The sequence below is a fragment of the Fibrobacterota bacterium genome (assembly GCA_019509785.1).
In the GTDB taxonomy this organism is placed as follows: domain Bacteria; phylum Fibrobacterota; class Fibrobacteria; order UBA11236; family UBA11236; genus Chersky-265.
Map to the genome: position 1 here is coordinate 42,230 of JAEKLQ010000027.1, position 19,464 is coordinate 61,693.

Genomic DNA, 19,464 nt, shown 5'->3' on the forward strand with positions numbered 1-19,464 from the left:
CGGAGGCCCGCTCCCGCCCGTGCCTGAAACCCCTCTAAAAACCCCGGAATCCGGAACCGGGCGAACCGCCACGGGGGGATTCGCGACCATATAGGCGAGGGGCCCCATGGCGAAAATGAGGATCGGAAAATCATCCCGGCGGGCCGTGCTCGCGACCGGTTGCCTCGCGGCGCTGGGGCTGGCCCTGCTCCCGCCCCAGGCGCGGGCGGAGACTCCCGCCGTGGCGACTTGGTTCGATGCCTTAGGATCGCCCTATGGAGGCTGCGGGGTCCCCCAGGATTTGCTGGAGACCCAGGACTTCGTGGCCCTCAACGTGTACAACACGCCGGGAAATTATTCCAGCTCGCCGGCCCGGCCTTTGACCGGGTCCGATCTGGCCGTCATCGGCGCTTTCGACAATGGGCTCAACTGCGGGCGTTGGGTGCACGTGACCCTGGGGCCCATGTGCGACGGCACCAACGACGGCGCGCCCGGCCAGCCCTTCTGCCGCGGGGCCAACGCCCAATGGGTCGACGATGCCTATTCGGGAGGTAGCCTCGATTTCATCGTGGCGGATTCCTGCGGCGACGGCAATGCCTGGTGCCGCGACAATCCCCGCCACCTCGACCTGTCCAAGCCCTCCCTGGACCGCTTCCAGAAGGACGGCAAGGTCCTGACGGGCCTCGCTCCCGATCATTGGAACAACCGCGCCATCAGCTGGGATTTCATGGCCGCGCCCGGTTATACCGGGGACGTGCGCATTTACTTCCTCAAGGGCGCCATGAAATATTGGCCAGCAATCATGGTCACCCATCTGCCCAACGGCATCCACGGGGTGGAACAATGGCTGAACGGGGCGTGGGGCCCGGCCGATCGCTACAGCGACATGGGCCAGGGCTTCATCCTCAAGCCGGCCGACTCCTTCCGCATCCGCCTGACCGACGCGGCCGACAAGCCCGTATTCGGAGGTCGCGAATACACCTTCTCCATGCCCGACGCCTGCGGAGGCACCTGCGGCGCGTCCGCCACGGCCGCCGCCTTTACCGCGGCGGATCCGGGAGCCCCCGTCCGGCCCGGAGCCGTCGGTCCGGCCTTCCGCCTCACCGTCGCGGCCGGGGGCTTGCGTTTGACGGGGATGGCCTGGCCCGAGAAGGCGCGCCTGGAAGCGCGCGACCTCCGCGGCCGCCTGGCCTGGGCGGCATTGCTCGATGGCGGCCCCGATCGGGTGCTGCCTTTGCCCGCCTCCCTTCCCGCCGGCCTCTATCGCGCGGTGCTCAGGATCGGCGGCAACGCCATCGACGCAGGCCTTTTCGCCCGGCCTTGATCTCTTTCGACCCATCGAATTCGATCGATTCCCGCGACTTGGCGTCCGCCAAGATGTATTTTCGGGGAATGAGCGAACTATACGATATCCCGATCCGCAAGGCCGATGGCGGCGAAACCAAATTGGACGCCTTCCGCGGGAAGGTCCTGTTGTTGGTGAACGTGGCCTCCAAATGCGGCCTCACGCCGCAATACGAAGGCCTGGAAAAGATTTATAAGCGTTACAAGGATCGCGGATTGATGATCCTGGGTTTCCCGGCCAATGAATTCGGCCATCAGGAACCGGGTACGGATGCGCAGATCCAGGAGTTCTGCAGCTTGAATTACGGCGTCAGCTTCCCGGTGTTCTCCAAGCTAGTGGTGAAAGGGCCGGGGCAACATCCCTTGTACGCCTATCTCACCCGGGCCCAGCCGCAGGCGACCAAGCCTGGCAGCCCCATCCTGCGGGTCCTGCGCAAGGCCTTGCATGCGGGCAGCTTCACCGGCGAGGCGGGGGAAATCACCTGGAACTTCGAGAAGTTCCTGGTCGATCGCGAAGGCGAGGTGGCCGTGCGTTTCTCGCCCGACACCAAGCCCGAAGATCCCGGGCTGATCGGGGCCATCGAGGCCGAGTTGGCGAAACCGGTGCCGGCCGCTATCCAGGCTTGACTTCGGCCGGCGCGGCCTAATCTCGGCCAGCGCGATGCGGCCGGGTTTCCGGCGACATCGTTTCCTAACGGTTCCGCAACATCCTTAATCCGATCGAAATCTCCTGAAACGGATCCGTGACGGCCGCGGAAATAAATTCCGTGGCAACCAGGAGATCCCATGATGCGCTTGACCTATGCCGCCCTCGCGGCGGCCCTTTCCCTCGCCTCCTCCCCGCATGCCTACGACATCACCGGAAAGGTGATCGACAGCTCCGGCGCCGCCATCGCCGGCGCTAAGGTCTGGGCCACCGACGATGCGACCTATTCCGTCACCACCGGATCGGACGGGTCCTTCCATTTCGCGCACGCCGCTTCCGCCCTGCGTCCGCAAGGCCCGGCGCGGGGAGAGGGCTTACAAGCCGTATTCGGGGCCGATGGTTCGCTCCTCGTGCGTTCCCCCAGGACCGCCGTGGTCCGCCTCACCCTGGCGTCCGTGGATGGGCGGGCCCTCCGCAAGGATACCCCGGTCATGCTTTCCGCGGGCCCCAATCGGCTGGACAAGGTCCTGGGCCCGTTGCCCCGGGGCTCTTACATCTTGCTGCTGCGGGGCGATGGCCTTTCGCTGCACATGCGGCTCGCGCAAGGGGCCTTCGCGACCGGCACGCAACGCAATTCCGCGGCCGCCGCCCGAAGCCTGGGCAAAGCCGCCGCGGCGCTACCCGATCTCAACGGCAAGCCCGGCCTGGCCGCCTCCAAGGATGCCTTCGCGCCCATGCTGTACGTGCCCATGTCCGATTCGGAAACGGCGGTGTCCGTCACCCTCAAGAAGCCCATCGCCAAGCCCGGCCACATCATAGTCATCTATCTCGAGAACTGGAGCTTCAACAGCCTGTACGGGAAGTTCCCCGGGGCCGCTAACCTCGATTCGGGATATTCCGCCGAGCCCCAGAAGGACACCAACGGCGCCGCCTACTCTTATCTTCCCCGTCCCTGGAACACCAATAACAACACGCCCGATAGCCTGTATACGGATACCATGCCGAACGCGCCCTTCTCCTTCTTCAAGTACCAGAAGCTCGATGACCAGGTTCCCGATCTGGTGCACCGTTTTTATCAGGAGCAACTGCAAATCCATGGCGGCAAGATGGATTACTACGCGCAAGTCTCCAACGCCCGCGGCATGGTCATGGGTTACTTCGATACCGATAGCCTGCCGTTAGCCAAGTACGCCAAGGATTACACGCTCTGCGATCACTTCTTCCATTCCGCTTTCGGCGGGTCGTTCCTCAACCATATGTGGTTCATCGCGGCGCGCACGCCGCTCTGGCCGGAAATCCCCGCCAAGTACCGCGCGACCCTGGACGCCAACGGCAACATCGTGAAGAAGTCCGACCGGACTTTCGCCGATGGCCAAGCCACCCCCGAGGGCTACCTGATTAACACCATCTACACGCACAACACGCCGCATCCGGCCACGGCGGCGGCCGATCAATTAGTACCCGATCTCGATTTTCCCACCATCGGCGATCGCATGAACGATAAGGGCGTGACCTGGAAATGGTACTCGGGCGGATGGGATTCGGCCGCGGCAGGCCGCCCGGATTCGAACTTCCAGTTCCATCATCAATCCTTCGCCTTCTTCAAGAACTACGCCGACGGCACGCCCGGTCGCGCTGCCCATCTCAAGGACGAGAAGGATTTCATGGCCGACCTGAACTCCGGGAACCTGCCGGCCGTCTCCTTCATCAAACCCGTGGGCGACAACAACGAGCATCCCGGCTATACGGACGTCAAAAAAGGCGAGCAGCACACGGTCGCTCTGATCGAAGCCGTCAAAGCCAGCGCCATTTGGAACGATGCCGTCATCGTGATCACATATGATGAGAACGGCGGCTTCTGGGATCACGTGGCGCCTCCGGTCATCGACCGCTGGGGCCCGGGCACCCGGGTGCCGGGAATCGTCATCTCCCCGTTCGCCAAAAAGGGGTATGTGGACAAGCACGCCTACGAGACGGTTTCCATCCTGAGCCTTATCGAGCGTCGCTTCAGCCTGTTGCCGCTGAGCTCGCGCGATGCCGCTGCCGCGGATTTGACGGGAACGATGGAGTTGCCGAATTGATCGGCGCGGGCCGCGTTTCCCCGGGACCGGCCCGCATTTTTCCCGTGGGTAGATTAAAAATGACTAGTATTTTTGTCCTATGCGTTCCCCTTATGCCTTCGTTTCGCTGATGATAGCCGCCGCCGCGGCCCTGGCATTGGCCGTGGCCTTGGCCGGATGCTTTCCCGACAGCGCCATGTCTCCCATCGAGGTTACCCTGGAACCCTACCTGATGCCTTCCACCTTCGAATTCACCATGGGGCCGAGGATGGTGGGAACGGATGCGGACAGCCAACGCATAGACTTCTCCGAGGGGGAGATCGAAGGATTCCGGTTCGAATGGGGATATAGGCAAAGGGTCCGGTTGAACCGCCATCACGTCAGCCACCCGGAGATGGATGGCCCCGGTTCCATCGAATACTACCTGGACAAAATCCTATCGAAGGAGGCGGTCCCGGATTGGAGCTTCCGTTCCTTCCCGCTAGACACCGCGAGTTTGCGGCTCGAAGGGGATACCTTGCGTATCAACGCATACGAGCGCACGATCTTCATACCCTCGGCCCAGGATCGGGCCAGTCTGGCGGCGAAGGGCGGGATATTCATGGACCTGCGGGTGCGGCCCCAGGCGGGAGGGTTGGTCGGGGATTCCGTACGGGTTTTGCATTCCGATTCGACCGGCCATTTGGTTCCCGGATAGGCAAAAGGCCGAATCGGCCATGGTCCCGTACTAACGACGGATCCGGAATGCGCTCGACCGGCTACTCTACGGTCACGCTCTTCGCCAGGTTCCTCGGCGTATCCACATCGCATCCCCGCATCACCGCCACATGATAGGCCAACAGCTGCAGCGGCACCACCGAAAGCAAAGGCGTCAGCATATGCAGGGTCTTCGGGATGATGATGGTCCAATCGGCCAGCTTGCCCAGGTTGGCTTCGGAATCGGTGATGGCGATGATCTTGCCGCCGCGGGCCTTCACTTCCTGCATGTTCGACAGCATCTTGTCGAAAAGGGCGTCGGTGGGGGCGATGACCACGGTGGGCATGTTCGAATCGATAAGGGCGATGGGCCCGTGCTTCATTTCGGCCGCGGGATAGCCCTCGGCGTGGATGTAGGAGATTTCCTTCAGCTTTAGCGCGCCTTCCAAGGCCACCGGATAATTGTAGCCGCGCCCCAGGAAGAGGAAGTTGCCGTGGTCCTTGATCTCCTTGGCGATGGACTTGATCTGATCGTTGAGCTGCAGGATCTCCTTGATCTGGTCGGGGATCTTGTTGAGCGCCTTGCAGATCTTCATGCCCTCGTCGGGCGATGTGCGGCGCATGCGTCCCAAAAGCAGGGCGATCAAGGTCAATACGGTGACCTGCGAGGTGAAGGCCTTGGTCGAAGCGACGCCTATCTCGGGGCCGGCATGCAGGTAGACGCCGCCGTCGGTCTCGCGCGCGATGCTGGAGCCCACAACGTTGCAGATGCCCAGGACGGTGGCGCCCTTCTGCTTGGCTTCCCGTAGGGCGGCCAGGGTATCCGCAGTTTCGCCGGATTGGGAAATCACGAACACCAGGGTCTTGTCGTTGATGATCGGGTTGCGGTAGCGGAACTCCGAGGCGTATTCGACCTCGACCGGGATGCCCGACAGCTCCTCGATGAGGTATTCGCCCACCTTGGCGGCGTAGAAGCTAGTGCCGCAAGCCGCGATGATGATGCGCTGGATGGAACGCAATTCCTGGGTCACGAGGTTCAGGCCTTGCAACTTGGCGGTTCCGTCGGGCAGGATGCGGCCACGCAGGGAATTGAGCACGGTGGTGGGTTGCTCGAAGATTTCCTTGAGCATGAAATGATCGAAGTTGCCGCGCGCCACCTGCTCGGCGCTGAACTCGATGTTCTGCACCTCGCGGCGGACCTCGGCATTGGCCTGGTTGGTGATCTTGTAATTGCCGTTCAGGACCACCATGTCGTTGTCGTCGAGGTAGACCACCTTTTGGGTATGTTCCACTATGGGCGCCACGTCCGAGGCCAGGAAGAATTCGTTATCGCCGACGCCCAAGACCAGCGGGCTGCCGCGCCGGGCGCCTACCAGCACTCCGGGTTCATGGGCCGAAACCACCACGATGCCGAAGGCGCCTTCCAGGCTGGCGAGGGCTTCCGAGACGGCTTTTGCCAGGTCGCCGGGCTTGCCGGGCAATTGCTTATAGAACTTGGAGATGAGGTGGACGATGACTTCGGTGTCGGTCTCGGACTTGAAGACCACGCCTTCCTTCTGGAGCGCGGCCTTGATGATGGCGTAGTTCTCGATGATCCCGTTATGCACCACCGCGAATTTCCCGTCTTCGCTGGTATGGGGATGGGCGTTCATCACCGAGGGGGCGCCGTGGGTCGCCCACCGCGTATGGCCGATGCCCACGCTGCCCGTGAGCGGCCCGGTCTTGAGGGCATTCTCCAGTTCCACCAACTTGCCCTTTGCGCGCACCAGTTCCAGCTTGTGGTCGCTCTGGATGCAAACGCCCGCGCTATCGTAACCGCGGTACTCGAGCTTTTTCAGCCCTTCCACCAGGATTTGTTGGGCATTGCGCTTTCCGGTATAGGCCACGATTCCGCACATAGACGTCAATCCTTCGTTGATAAGGCAAAAGGCGAGTTGGAATATCCGAAATTCAATCTGCCGGGACGCATTTTCCTATCCCAATTCCGCTTCGATCGCTTTGCACAGCTTTTGCGCCTGGTCCTTGTCCGGGGCTTCGGCGATGACGCGCACGACCGGTTCGGTGTTGGAAGCGCGCAAGTGGACCCAGCTCTTCTCCCATTCGAAGCGGAGCCCGTCTTGCCGATCGACCTTGGCATCGGGGAAGCGGGTAGCCAGCTTCGCGATGATGGCCTGCAAATCCTTGCCCGCCACCGAATACTTCTGCTTTTCGATATGGTATGCCGGGATGGATGCGGCGATGGCGGAGAGCGGTTTGCCTTTTTCGGCCATCAATTGCAGGGTCATGGCCACCGCCAGGATGCCGTCGCGGCCGTAATGGAGATCCGGCGAAATGACGCCTCCGTTGCCTTCGCCGCCGATGACGCTGCCGTTCTTCTTCATCCCCACCGTCACGTTGATCTCGCCGACCTTGGTGCGCAGCACCGGCACCTTATGGCGCGCGGCGATGTCCTCGACCATGCGGCTGGTGGAGAGGTTCACGGCCACCGGGCCCGTTTTGTGGTCCAGCACGAGCATGGTCGCGAAGGCCAAGGTGTATTCCTCGCCGATGGCCTTGCCGCCGTCGACCACGATGGCGCAACGGTCCGCGTCCGGGTCGGTGGCGAAGCCGACGTGGCAGCCCTTCCGCCGCACCAGCTCTTCCAATTGGACCAGATTCTCCGGCGTGGGTTCCGCCCCATGGGGGAAGATGCCGTTGGGTTCCACGTGGATGAGCTCCATGTCGCAGCCCAGGGCCTTCAATAATTTCGGGACGATAAGGCTGCCGGCGCCGTTCACGGCGTCATAAGCCACGCGGAAGCGTTTGGCGCGGATGAGATCGGGTTTGATGAACGGGAGCTTGAGGACGGCTTCGATATGGCGTTCGTCGGCGCCTTCGCGCCGGCCCACCGGCTTCACGTCCGCCCATCCCTTCCAGTCGAAGCGATTGTTATCCACCAATTCGAAGAGCTGTTTCACCTGGGGCTCGTCCAGGAAAATGCCTTCGTGGGTGAGGAACTTGAGGGCGTTCCACTCGATGGGGTTATGCGAGGCGGTGATGATGATGCCGCCCCCCGCCTTGGATTCGATGACTTCCATTTCCACCGTGGGGGTGCTGGCCACCCCCAGCATGATGGCTTCCGCGCCCGAGGCCGAGCAGGCCGAAGCCACCAGGTTCTCGATCATGAATCCGGTGGGCCGGGTATCCCGGCCGACCACCACTTTCTTGGCGCCGGTCAATTGGATGAACGCGTTCACGTAGTTGACGATCAGGGATGGCGAAAAGGCCGGCCCGATGATGCCACGGATGCCCGAAACGGACCGCATCAATACCGACATCCCTAATCCTCCCTTATGGCTGGCGCGAAGGGCCGTAAGCGACGGCCCGCATTACCCGGACAAGATACCTTAAGGCCGAAGGGCATGTCAATCGCATCGACGCTTCCTAAGCGCCGGAAAATGTTACACTTGCGAGACGACATCTTGACCTTTGCGCCTATGGGTTTGGACATTTTTTACTTGCGGTGGGAAACCTTCGAATGAACCTGATAAGAAAGTGGTTGGGAACCTCGGGAACGGCGCTTCTCTGCATCATTATCCCGGTTCGCGCCCAGTCCCCGTCCCGCCAACCCGTTCCCAAGCTTTCCTTCCGTTATGAGGTGCCCTCCAGCGATACTGCATCCCGCGCCGACAAGCTCATCGTTCACGTGGAGATCGCTCCCGGCTGGCACATCAATTCCGATGCCCCCCTGGACGATTTCCTGGTACCAACGCGGGTGGAAGCGAAGGCGGAAGGATGCGAGTTCGGCAAGCCCGGATACCCGCGGCCCGAACGGGTTCATTCCGATGCCATGGGCGGAGATGTGCTTCTATTCTCCGGCGCCTTCGACGTGGTATTGCCCTTTCTCAAGAAGCCTTCGTCGCGGAATGCGGATGGGCCCGGGGGGCCCCGCACAATCGTCACCTTGAAATATCAGGCATGCGATCAGGCGACCTGCTACCCGCCCAAGGAAATCTCGTCAGAGTCGCGGATGGCTCGCTGAGGTAGGGACGCGGTTCCGACACATGGGAACGATTCGGAAGGGTCAGGCGCCAGGCGGCAGTAGGGTCGCGATCAGATCGTACTCGCTCGCATCGTCGATGCGCACTTTGCGGAAGCTGCCGGGATCGGCTTCCATGGCCCCTTCGGCGCCATAGATCATCACGGTATTGTCCACCTCGGGCGCGTCTCCCTCGGTGCGGCCCGTGAAGTGGTGATCGGCTCCTTCCGCCGCCGCGTCGATGATCACCTCGACGACATCCCCGATGCGCTTCTCGTTCTCTTCCAGGGAGATCTGCCGCTGCAGCGTCATCATCCGATCCACTCGCGCCTCGATGACGTCCTGGGGAACCTTGGGTTCCAGGTCATAGGCGAAGGTGCCTTCCTCGTCCGAGTACGAAAAGCAGCCCAAATGCCGGAAGCGCATCTCCTCCAGGAAGGCCATGAGGATTTCTACGTCCTCTTCGGTTTCGCCGGGATATCCCAGCAGCGCCGTGGTACGTAGGGCGAGGCCCGGAATGGCCTTGCGCATGCGCGCGAGTCCTTCGTGCAACTGCACGGAGTCGTAATTGCGGCGCATGGCCTTGAGCATGGCCGAACTGGCGTGTTGGATAGGGATATCCAGGTACTTGCAAATGCGCTTTTCGTTCGCCATCACGTCGATGAGCCCGTCCGTGATGAAGGCGGGATAGGCGTACATCATGCGGAACCACGGGATGTCGGTATGCCTTAGAAGCGCATGCAAAAGCTGCTCCAGGCTTTCCTGGCCGCCGCTCTCGCGCCCGAAATAAGTCAGGTCCTGCGCGATGAGGGAGATTTCCTTGACCCCCCACTCTTGCAATTGCTGGGCCTCGCCCACGATGTCGGCGATGCTCCGGCTCTTTTGCTTGCCGCGCATGCCGGGGATGGCGCAGAACCCGCATACGCGGTTGCAGCCCTCCGCGATCTTCAGGAAGGCATGATGGCGTTCCTCGCCCATCAAGGCGCGCGGTCCCGCCCCCACCTTGCAGTCCGAAGGCAGGGAGGAGTTGAGCCCCAGGCGCTCCAGCATTTCCCCGGGCCTGTAGGTGCCGATGAACAGGTCCACCTCGGGGATATCTTTTTTGAGATCCTCCATGTACCGTTGCGCCAGGCAGCCGGCCACCACCAGCTTTTCGCCCTTGCCCTTGCTCCCGACCGCCGCGAGGATTTCCTGGATGGATTCTTCCTTGGCGGCTTCGATGAATCCGCAGGTATTGATGACCGTGATGGCGGCCTTTTCGTCTTCCTCATCGGCCAGGATGAATCCGGCCCGGCCGAACTCGCCCAGGATGTTCTCGCTATCGACCTGGTTCTTGGAACAGCCCAGGTTCAGGAGGCGGACTTTGGGGGACGGGGAAATGGCGGAGGCGCCGGCCGGCGGAGCGTCCGGCCGATTTTTCGTTTTACGAGGGGGCATTCAGGAACGGTAGGAAATGCCGAGGCGGATTACCACTCGTCGAGATTGACCTTACCGGAATCGGCCTTGGCAGGCTGGCCCGGGGCCTTCGCGGAAGAGGCGGGCGCGGGCGAGGCGGGAGCCGCATCCGGGGAGGGGGTGGGGGCTGAAGGCGAAGCGGCGGCGGAAGCCGGCTTCGTGCCCGGTAAATCCGACGAGGCGGCTGGAGCGGGCGTGGAGGTTTCCGGCTTGGAATTGCTCCAGGAATCCCCGGAGGCAGGCGCAGCGGGTTCCGCGGTCTTGGGTTCGCTCGGAGCCGCGTCAGTGGGCGTTCCCCAGGTCCCGCCCGGCGGGGCGCTGGGCTCGGCGGCGGCGGTTTTGGATTTCTTGCCCTTACCTTTGCGCGGCGCGGGGGCCTCCGCGCTCGGCGTGGCGCTGCCGGAAGCGGGCTCCGCGGCGGGGGCGGAATAGCTGCCCCCAGCCCCGCCTACGGCGTCGTTCTTCTTATTGTCCACCCAATAGTCATAACCGAGGGGCTTGAGAGTATTGTCGCCGAAGGCCTTGGCGTCCCCGATTTTTAGAAACTTGCCGATGCGTACGCGCTGATAGGTGCCCGACAATTGGGGAACGGGATCGTTTACTTCCGCGACATAAGCGGGATAACCCTGTCCCGAAAGTTTCTCCACCAGGGCCCCTGCCTGTTTCTTGCTCTTGAATATGGCGACCTGGACCACGAAATGGCCGGCATCCGAGAAGCCGGCTTCCGAAGCCGGCGCCGAGGCCGCGCCCGGATTCTTCCCCTTGCCCTTGCCGGGATGGAAGGTGTTCTTGGCGCTGCCGGGCTTATCCTTGCCCACCTGCTGCAAATTGGGCTCCTCGGCCAAAGTCGCCGAGGTATCCGTCTCTTTCGGGGGAGCGGCCGCGGGGACCTCTTCCACGACCGCGGAGTTTTCTTTGTCCTTCTTACAACCGCCAATCAGCAATACCAGGCTGGCGGCAAACACGAATTGCAAATAACGGTGAGACAAACTTGCCCCCTCGGATAACGCGGTTTTCACGAGTTTTCTCTTCCCTCCAGGAATCGTATGACTCCTTTTTGGGGAATTTCAAGGATCTTAACCGACAAACCCCAAATTATACAAAAATTTAATATGCCTCCCTCCTGCATCAACCTGCTTAAGAGCATTTGCAAAGGGGAAGCATCCAATTACCCGGAACCACCTATCGAGGTCTCTCAAGTACCCAGGCAGCGGTTCGTATGGAATGGTAACCAATGAGAATTTTCGGGTTTGTCTAACCTTTTGATTTCACTTAGGTTAAAGAAAGGGATCAGCCGGCGTTAACCTCTCTAAATACCCCCATTTTCATTGACACCGGTAAGCCCGCTTGATACATTACCAAACGGACCTTGGCCGCTTCGGCAGGGTCCTTAGGCACGGAAAAGAGGTGAATTCAACTACCCATGACAGGCGTTATCGTACGACCCGGTGAATCCTTCGAAAAGGCTTTGCGGAGGTTCACCAAGACCTGCGAGAAGTCGGGCATTTTGTCCGACGTGAAGAAGAACCAGCGCTTCGAAAAGCCTTCCGATGAAAAGAAACGGAAGCGCAATCAAGCCATTCGCAAGCATATCAAAGAGCAATTGGAAGCAAATGTCTGAACGCCGGAGACCGGTGGCGCCGTAAGGCGTGCCGGTCGCTAGGTCCCTTCGGACGAAAAGCGGTTCCCCTTCCGGGAACCGCTTTTTTGTTGCCTAAATCTCGTTGATGATGAGGGGCTTGTTGCCCGCGTACTTCTCTTCGAAGTAGTTGAAGATGCAGCACTCGCAGCGCTTGCCCTTCTCGATGTTGATGATGAAGCGATCGACGTATTTGCGGGTGATGAAGAAGCCGCGGCCGTGGTAATCGAAAATGCCCATGGGCAGGCCCTTTTCGTCATGGGTGGTTTGGCGATCGAGCCAATAGAGAACGGTGTGCTTGTCGAGCTTGCCGCCCCGGTCCAGCACCGACACCCCGAACTTTTCCCGATCGCGGCAGGCGGTTACGATCACGGCCTGATCGTCCGGGAGCCGGAAATCCTTCACCCATTCCTGCTTGCGGTCGCCGGACTCATTGCGCGCTCCGTAAAAAAGCGCGTTGGTCATGAGTTCGATCAGCACGACCTTGAATTTGTTGTGCGTCGGGGTACCGGAATAATGCTGCGAAAGCGATTCGCTGATCTCATCGATTTGCGAGGGCTCTACCAGCTTGTAGGTTTGGCTGGCGCAAGGTTCGAGCATGTATTGCGACAAGCCGAAAATGGCGTTGTTGAGGAGCGCGTTCAGGATCTCGCGGATCTCCTTGAAATTCAGGGGGACGGTCTTGGTGATGACGTTGCCTACGTTATGGTCCCGCACCATGCGCATGTAATCGTCGAGGTTATAGGCGGTCATCAGTACGCGCTTGACTTGCGGATACGCGTCTTCCACCTTGCGGAGGAGTTCGAAGCCCGTCATGTGGGGCATATTGATGTCCGAAAGGATCATGTCATAACGCGCTGCGGATAGCTTCAGCAGGGCGGTGGGGCCGTCGGGCGCGGTGTCGGCCGCGTAACCGAAAATGCGAAGCGCGTCCGAGAGCATGTCCCGGATGGGAGCTTCGTCATCCACCACTAGGATCTTGAACATGGGTTTCCGCTTTTGACTAAATTTCCCGAACGTGCCAACATCCGAATTAAACGCAAGTATACGCTCGCGAGGTGTTGAAAGCAAGATGCCTGCGCCTACCGCGGCGGGCTGGATCGAGGGGCTGAATGCCGAACAGGCGGAGGCGGTCTCGGCCGATCCGGACTGCGCGTTGCTGGTCCTGGCGGGGGCCGGATCCGGGAAGACCACGGTGCTTACGCGCCGCGCGGCTTACCTTTGCGATCCCGCCTTCGGAGGAAGGGGGGTGTTGGCCCTGACTTTCACGAAGGACGCGGCCCTGGAGATGGAAACGCGTTTGCGCGCTTCAGGCGCCTGGGATCGAGCCGCCGATCCGCCTTGGATCGGTACCTTTCATGCTTTCGCGTTTTCCTTGATCCGGGAGGAAGGCAATTGGGGGCGTCTCGGTTTTTCCGTCTGCCCTCGCCTGCTCGGGGACGACGATGCGGAGGCCTGGGTCCGTAGCGAATTGGAATCGGAGCGGTCCGCCGGTCGGGCGCCCGATCTGACGCCCGCCACGCTATCCGCTTGGCTGGCGGACGCCTTCGCCGAGGATTCGGACGGGGATGGGGCCCGCGGAGCCGGGGAGCGGGCGGATTGGCGCTGCCGTTTCCGGGCGTATCTCCTCTCACAGGGCATGCTCGGCTTCGGGGACATGGTCACCTTGGCGTTACGTCTGCTGGGCGAGCATCCGGACCTGCTGGCGGGATACCGAGCGCGCTGGCCGCGCATCCTGGTGGACGAATTCCAGGATACCTCGCGGGATCAACTGGAATTGGTCCGACTCCTGGCCGACGATCCGCCGCGCCTGTTCCTGGTCGGCGACGACGACCAAGCCATCTACGGTTTTCGCGGGGCGGATCCCGGCAATCTGCGGGCGGCCATGGAAATGTTCCCCGGCCTGCGCGTGCTGAAGCTGGAAACCAACTACCGCTCTTCAGGTCCCATCGTCAGTTACGCGAATTCCGTTTTCTACGGGAAGCCCGCGGCTTTGCGCAAGCGGTTGCGGCCTGGATCCTCGCGGGGCCACGCCCCCGTACGCACCCTGATCCATGCCGATGGCGCGGAACAGGCGCGCTGGATGATCGGCGAGATGGAGCGGCTGCGGAAAGAGGAAGGATTGGCCTGGTCCGAGATGGCCATCCTGTTCCGCATCAACGCGCTCGAGCCTTATTACCGCGTGGCTTTGGAGCGCCTGGCGGGGGCCGAAGCGGCGCGGGAGGTGATCTTGGCCACCGTGCATGCGGCCAAGGGGCTCGAGTACGCCGCCGTCTTTTTCATGGGGCTGGAGGACGGCATCTTGCCCAATCGGCGCGCCGGCGCTCCCTTGCCCCGCGAGCGGATGGACGAGGAACGGCGCATCTTCTACGTGGGCGTAACGCGCGCCCAACGATTCCTCTACCTTTGCGCTTGCCGCCGCCGCGTCTTGCGGGGCAAGCCGGTGCAGGCCGCGCCCTCGCCCTTCCTGCGGCGGGGCCTTTCGGCCTGGCCGGTCGCCATGACACAGGCCCTGAGGGCCCTGCGCGGAAAGGATGCCCGATCATGATCCTGCGGGTCCTCAAGATCCTGGCCTACATGCTGGAGAGCATGTTCGGTTACGTGTGGAATCGGCTTACCAGGGCCATGGATCCCGAGGTTTGGCTGACGCGCCAATTCCGGCGATGGACCGGATACGTTCTGGAGGTGTTCGACGCCGATGTGGCCATGGAAGGGACCGAGTATTTGGCCCAGCACCCCGGCCGTAAAATCATCATCATGTCCAACCACCAGAGCCAACTCGACATCCCGTGCCTGGCGAAGGCGGCGGATCGCTTGATCGGGTTCGTGGCCAAGCGCGAATTGTCGCGCGTGCCGCTTCTGAATTACTGGATGCGGCAGATCGGCTGCATATTCATCGATCGCACCGACAAGCGCGGCGCCCATCAAGCGCTGGAGAAGGCCGCGAACGCCATGTCGGACAAGCCCCTGGTCGTTTTTCCGGAAGGTACGCGCAGCAAGGACGGCAGCCTGCTGCCCTTCAAATTGGGAGGGACGCGGTTGGCCCTTCTGGCGCAGGCGGTCATCGTTCCGGTACGCATCGAAGGTTCCCGTGACGCCGTCGAAAAACGCAAGCCCGGAGCGCGCCGGATTCCCGTGCGGCTCAAGGTTTTCCCGCCTTTCGACACCCAAGGGCTGGACGGGGGCAAGGCATCGCAAGTCCGAATCAAGGAATACGTGGAACGATGTTGGCACGGCGGCAACGCACCCAGCTGAACCGGGCCCTGTCCAAGCTGGGCCTGTGTTCCCGCGGCTTGGCCGCGGCTTGGATCGCTCAAGGCCGGGTGCGGGTCAACGGCGAGATCGCATCCTCCCCCGAACAATGGGTCGAGTTGGGATCGGATCGGATCGAGGTCGCCCCGGGGGAAACCGTCGGGGCGGGGGAGAAGGGTAACGCACCTGCTACCCCGGCGGCCCGCATCTACCTGTGCATGCACAAGCCGCCCGGCTACGTGACCTCCCGCAGCGATGAAATGGGCCGCAAGACCATTTATGATCTGCTCCCGCCGGAATGGCGGGGCGGTTGGATTTTCCCGGTCGGCCGGCTGGATCGGGATTCCGAAGGGCTCCTGCTCCTGACCAACGACGGGGCCTGGTCCGATTTGCTGACCGATCCCGCGCGCCACGTGGCCAAGGTCTACCGAGTGAAGCTGGACCGCCGTCCCGGCCCCTTGGATCTGGAGCGCTTCCGCTCCGGCATCGATCTGGATGGGCGGCCCACCGCCCCGGCGGGAGTCGTAGCCGAAGGTGGAGGCTGGTATCGCGTAACCCTCACGGAAGGGCGCAACCGCCAGATCCGGCGCATGTTCCATGCGCTGGGTTATAAGGTCAGGCGTCTGGTCCGGGTCTCGATCGGGTCGTTGGAACTGGGCGAGTGCGTCCCCGGAACGGTGAGGCCGCTGACGGAGTCGGAAACCGAAGGGTTGGCGGAGCCCGCGCGCTAGCGGAACTGTACTTGGATCGTTGTATCCCTCACGCCGTAATGATCGTCTTCGGCTTGGATGCGTATGGGTATGGAGGATCCTGCGGAGGGAAGGGGGAACGTATGCTTGTAAGGCGGTACTTTCGTGAAGGGGGTGGCCGGAGACGTTTCCCGTTCAAAGGTGTCGTTCGACCAAAAGACTATCACCTGGGTGAGGCTATCGCCCCTGCTTTTATCCGCATCCGTCACCGTCAGATCGAAAGTCACCGTCAGGGAGTCCCCGGCCGGAGTGGCAGCGGGTATAAGATTCTTGATCACGATCGAAGGCGGGGTATTCTTCACGACCGTGAAGCTGGGCACGGGAACGGGAATCGAATCCTCGCAATCATCGATGATCCAGCCTTTCGAATCGTATTGCCCCGCAGTCGTGAACTGTTGCGTCCACTGGCTCGTGGCCGTGGGGGACGGTTCGGGGTTGAACCAGGGATTGGCCGCGAGGGTCGTTTCATCTTTTCGGGTCCAAAACAGATCTATCCTTTCGATGCCTCCATCCGTGTCATGGCCGTGGACCTCGAAGGTGAGCGGATCCCCTTCGAGATAAGTCGATGTCGGATTCGGATCCAGAAGCCTGGCCCACCCCGTGGGAGGCACGTTGGTATGGGTCCTCAATGTGAGGGTGTCCTTCGCCTTTTCCCCGTTCTTATCGGTGATTTCGATGGCTAAGAGATTATAGTAGTCGGTGCTGTTATCGGAATTGGGCAACCCCCCCTGCGCGTCCGGCCGAGGCGGGATGATTTCGACTTTGGCGAAATCATGCCCTGGAACCACCGTGCAAGACAGAAGCGTGTCCATCGTCCGGAGGGTTGGCGCGTTAATGGTCCATAACCTGATCGAATCGCATCCCCCGTCCGAATCATCGGCTTTGAAATGGACGGGTTCTATGAGTCGAATGCCGGCTCTATCGCATCCGGCCCGGATATAGCGGGCCCTCTCGCTCGCATCGAACTGGGCATAGGGCTTGATGTTACGGACCCACTCGAAGGGCATGGTGTCGATGCCGACCAGGTAGCCGCCGCTTTTGCTCATGGCCATGAGCGAATACACCTTGAGGATGACCGTGTCGGGGCCGGGTTGGACCCCCGTCTCGGTCGACGCCCTGGGCCGGAAGCGCGGCGAGTAGGATTCCGGGTCCAACTGGACATGGTCCACCCAGCGCCCATGGCTCAGCCGATCGGTATGCAAGAAGGTCCATTCGTAACGGAACCGCCCATTAGTGTCCGCCGGGGTGGCTTGCCAATCCAAGTCCAACGGAAACCGCACCACGCCCCCGTCCGGCCGCGGGATACCCACCTTACGGATGATTTCCGCTGGCGGATACCAATCGGCGAGGCCGCGGCGCGCCAGCCTGGCGACCGCATGCGCGCCGGCCTTGGTCAGGTGAACGCTCGCCACGCTATCGAAATACCACTCATGGCCGCAAGTGAAGGCGTACTGGCCGGTGGGCCCGGCGACGATCCGGAAAACGCCTTGTTCATCGGTGATAGCCGAGACGGACTGGCTGGAATCCATGCACGAGGCGCCGGCCAACGCTTCGCCCGTCCAGGCATCGACCACCTTCACTTCCAGGTCGGCCCGGCTCAGCGTCTTGTTATCTACCAGGTTGTCCCAGTAATCGCACCCGCCCGCTGCCAGGAGCACGGCGGCCGCGGCGGCCCATCCGGCGCGGGCGAAACTCACCCTTCTTCCCCTTCGGAGGCGTCCACGTCCTGATCCCCGACCAGCTTGTATTTGCGAAGCATGCTCTTGCAGGTGTTGCGGGAGATCTGCAAGTGCTCGGCGCAACGGGTGATGTTGCCTTTGTAAGCCTTGAGGCAGCGGCGCAGCAGGGCCGATTCGTACTCTTCCCGGAAGGCTTCCAGGGTTTTGCCGTCCAAGCCGGCTTCGGCATCCCCGGATGGCCCTGGAGCGCCGGTCGCCGCTTCCAGCCCTAAGTCGGCGGCGGAAACGCGATCGCCTACGTGGAACAGCCAGGCGCGCTGCAACTTATTCTCCAGTTCGCGGACATTACCCGGCCAAGAGTGGGCGCGCATCGCCTCCAAGGCATCGGGCGAAAAGGACCAATCGGCGCGGCCGAAATGCTTTTGTATGAAGTGCCGCGCCAGGACGGGAACGTCGTCGGGGCGCTCGCGCAGGGAAGGCATTGCCAGGGGCAGCACATGCAGGCGGTAGAAGAGGTCCTGCCGGAAGCGTTGGGACTTTACGCGTTCTTCCAGATTGTAATGGGTCGCGGCTACGATACGCACGTCCACTTGCATGGCCTCGCTCCCGCCCAGCCTCTCGAAGCGGCCTTCTTGCGCGAAGCGCAGCAATTTCCCCTGCAATTCCAGGGGCAGATCGCCGATCTCGTCGAGGAAAAGGGTGCCGCCATGGGCGCCTTCGACCTTGCCGATGCGCCGCGCGACCGCGCCGGTGAAGGCGCCTTTCTCGTGCCCGAAGAGCTCGCTCTCGATGAGGTTGGCAGGCAAGGTGGCGCAGTCGACGACCACGAATGGTTTTCCGGCGCGCGCGCTATAATGGTGGATGAGTTGGGCGATATAGGTCTTGCCCGTGCCGGTTTCGCCCGTGATGAGCACGGGCAGATCGACCGTGGCGAGCTTGCGGGCCAATGCCTGGATCTTCTCCATCGGCCCGCCCTCGGCGAAAACCAATTGCGTGCGCATCTGCTTCAGGAAGCCGTCCAGCTCCCGGTTCTGGCGCTCCAACGCGTCGATGGCCTTGCGGCTCTCCTTGTCCTTCTCGTCCAGAAGGCGGCCGGTCTCCTGTCGGTGCAGTTCCTCGATCTCGGCGAGGTTGCGCCAAAGCACCGAGGCGAACAGCAGGATCATTTCCAGCAGGTCGCGGGATTCTTCCCGCGGTTCGGCGGGAAGGCCGTCGGCCAGGAAGGCGATCCACCCGCGACCGGGGGCGGACGCGAAGGCCAGCGTGGCCCGCCATTCCGTGCCGCGCGACTCGATCTTAAGGACGCGCTCCCCGGAGTCGGGGGTAGCGGAATTCATGGCCTCCCAGGCCGCGAGTTCCAGGGGAGGAGGCGAGGGCAAATCCTTGGGCTTCTCCGCGGAGATGAAGACCGTCCGGCATTCCAACTTCCGCGTGAGGGTCTCGGCCAGCTTGACCGCGAACTGGGAGAGCGCGCGCGACTCGGCCAGTTCCGATACGGTCTCCACCAGGCTCCTGAGGAAATCCTGATGCCGTTCCACCTCGAGCAGGATTTCCTCGGCCTCCCGCCGTAGCGCCGGGCTCTGGATGGCCATGGTATGGATCTTCCGGTTGAGGCGATCCAACGGGAGCGGCCCTTTGGGGAAAGGATTGTTCGCCAGGAAGCGCAGTTGGATGTCGCCGAAAGCCAGGACGTCCCCGTCCTTCAAGGCCCAGGCCGAAACCGCCTTGCCGTTGACTACGGTGCCGTTGCGGCTCTTCAGATCCAGCAAATGGTAGCCATCCTCGCGGTTGAGGATATTGCCGTGGAAGGATGAGACCTTGGGATCGTCCAGTTGGACATCGTTGGCTTCGTTGCGCCCTAAGGTGGTGATCACCTTATTGAGGGCGATGGGCGGGTGATCCCCGGATTCCCATACCAATTGCGCCCCGATACCGAAGCTGGACATC

Annotated in this window: 16 protein-coding genes; 9 read left to right on the plus strand and 7 right to left on the minus strand. The window is 62.0% G+C overall.

Annotation, left to right across the window (positions count from 1 at the left end):
• Positions 1-106: 106 nt before the first annotated feature.
• The 4 genes from JF616_05890 (at position 107) to JF616_05905 (ending at position 4,726) form a co-directional block, all read left to right on the plus strand.
• Positions 107-1,303, plus strand: coding sequence for a cellulose-binding protein (locus JF616_05890; protein ID MBW8887276.1), 1,197 nt, complete (start codon positions 107-109; stop codon positions 1,301-1,303).
• A 68-nt stretch (positions 1,304-1,371) separates the two neighbouring features.
• Positions 1,372-1,950, plus strand: coding sequence for a glutathione peroxidase (locus JF616_05895; protein ID MBW8887277.1), 579 nt, complete (start codon positions 1,372-1,374; stop codon positions 1,948-1,950).
• Between the two features lie 159 nt (positions 1,951-2,109).
• Positions 2,110-4,050 (plus strand): acid phosphatase, encoded by a 1,941-nt coding sequence (acpA, locus tag JF616_05900; GenBank protein MBW8887278.1) that lies wholly within the window; start codon positions 2,110-2,112, stop codon positions 4,048-4,050.
• A 79-nt stretch (positions 4,051-4,129) separates the two neighbouring features.
• Positions 4,130-4,726, plus strand: coding sequence for a DUF4377 domain-containing protein (locus JF616_05905; protein ID MBW8887279.1), 597 nt, complete (start codon positions 4,130-4,132; stop codon positions 4,724-4,726).
• Positions 4,727-4,787: 61 nt separating this feature from the next.
• Here JF616_05905 and glmS read toward each other — a convergent pair whose 3' ends face one another.
• Together glmS and glmM are read right to left on the minus strand one after the other, a co-directional pair.
• Positions 4,788-6,623 (minus strand): glutamine--fructose-6-phosphate transaminase (isomerizing), encoded by a 1,836-nt coding sequence (gene glmS, locus JF616_05910; GenBank protein MBW8887280.1) that lies wholly within the window; start codon positions 6,621-6,623, stop codon positions 4,788-4,790.
• A 75-nt stretch (positions 6,624-6,698) separates the two neighbouring features.
• Positions 6,699-8,042 carry a phosphoglucosamine mutase gene (gene glmM, locus JF616_05915; GenBank protein ID MBW8887281.1) on the minus strand — a complete coding sequence of 448 codons (1,344 nt, stop codon included), beginning with the start codon at positions 8,040-8,042 and terminating at the stop codon, positions 6,699-6,701.
• A 200-nt stretch (positions 8,043-8,242) separates the two neighbouring features.
• On the opposite strand from glmM, the gene JF616_05920 reads away from it, so the two are divergent.
• Positions 8,243-8,746: a protein-disulfide reductase DsbD N-terminal domain-containing protein gene (locus JF616_05920; GenBank protein MBW8887282.1), complete on the plus strand. Its 504-nt coding sequence runs from the start codon at positions 8,243-8,245 to the stop codon at positions 8,744-8,746.
• Between the two features lie 42 nt (positions 8,747-8,788).
• On the opposite strand, the gene rimO is transcribed toward JF616_05920, so the two are convergent.
• Both rimO and JF616_05930 read right to left on the minus strand, forming a co-directional pair.
• Positions 8,789-10,180, minus strand: a complete 1,392-nt coding sequence (gene rimO, locus JF616_05925) for a 30S ribosomal protein S12 methylthiotransferase RimO (GenBank protein ID MBW8887283.1) — start codon at positions 10,178-10,180, stop codon at positions 8,789-8,791.
• A 29-nt stretch (positions 10,181-10,209) separates the two neighbouring features.
• Complete coding sequence (locus tag JF616_05930; GenBank protein MBW8887284.1) at positions 10,210-11,187, minus strand: SPOR domain-containing protein; 978 nt, start codon at positions 11,185-11,187, stop codon at positions 10,210-10,212.
• Positions 11,188-11,621: 434 nt separating this feature from the next.
• On the opposite strand from JF616_05930, the gene rpsU reads away from it, so the two are divergent.
• Positions 11,622-11,819 (plus strand): 30S ribosomal protein S21, encoded by a 198-nt coding sequence (gene rpsU, locus JF616_05935; GenBank protein ID MBW8887285.1) that lies wholly within the window; start codon positions 11,622-11,624, stop codon positions 11,817-11,819.
• Positions 11,820-11,912: 93 nt separating this feature from the next.
• Here rpsU and JF616_05940 read toward each other — a convergent pair whose 3' ends face one another.
• Positions 11,913-12,824: a response regulator gene (locus JF616_05940; GenBank protein MBW8887286.1), complete on the minus strand. Its 912-nt coding sequence runs from the start codon at positions 12,822-12,824 to the stop codon at positions 11,913-11,915.
• A gap of 85 nt (positions 12,825-12,909) precedes the next feature.
• Between JF616_05940 and JF616_05945 the strand changes: the two genes are divergently transcribed.
• From JF616_05945 to JF616_05955, 3 genes are read left to right on the plus strand one after another with little or no spacing between them, the layout of a single operon-like run.
• A complete protein-coding gene (locus JF616_05945) occupies positions 12,910-14,385 on the plus strand; it encodes an ATP-dependent helicase (protein MBW8887287.1) in 1,476 nt (491 codons plus the stop codon).
• Positions 14,382-15,092: a 1-acyl-sn-glycerol-3-phosphate acyltransferase gene (locus JF616_05950; protein ID MBW8887288.1), complete on the plus strand. Its 711-nt coding sequence runs from the start codon at positions 14,382-14,384 to the stop codon at positions 15,090-15,092. The genes JF616_05945 and JF616_05950 overlap by 4 nt, the downstream gene beginning before the upstream one ends.
• Positions 15,062-15,820, plus strand: coding sequence for an rRNA pseudouridine synthase (locus JF616_05955; protein MBW8887289.1), 759 nt, complete (start codon positions 15,062-15,064; stop codon positions 15,818-15,820). The genes JF616_05950 and JF616_05955 overlap by 31 nt, the downstream gene beginning before the upstream one ends.
• Here the strand turns inward: JF616_05955 and JF616_05960 are convergent.
• Both JF616_05960 and JF616_05965 read right to left on the minus strand, forming a co-directional pair.
• Complete coding sequence (locus tag JF616_05960) at positions 15,817-17,535, minus strand: hypothetical protein (GenBank protein MBW8887290.1); 1,719 nt, start codon at positions 17,533-17,535, stop codon at positions 15,817-15,819. The two genes, JF616_05955 and JF616_05960, sit on opposite strands and share 4 nt — an antisense overlap.
• A complete protein-coding gene (locus JF616_05965; protein ID MBW8887291.1) occupies positions 17,532-19,463 on the minus strand; it encodes a sigma 54-interacting transcriptional regulator in 1,932 nt (643 codons plus the stop codon). Before JF616_05965 ends, JF616_05960 begins: the two co-directional genes overlap by 4 nt.
• Position 19,464: the final 1 nt, after the last annotated feature.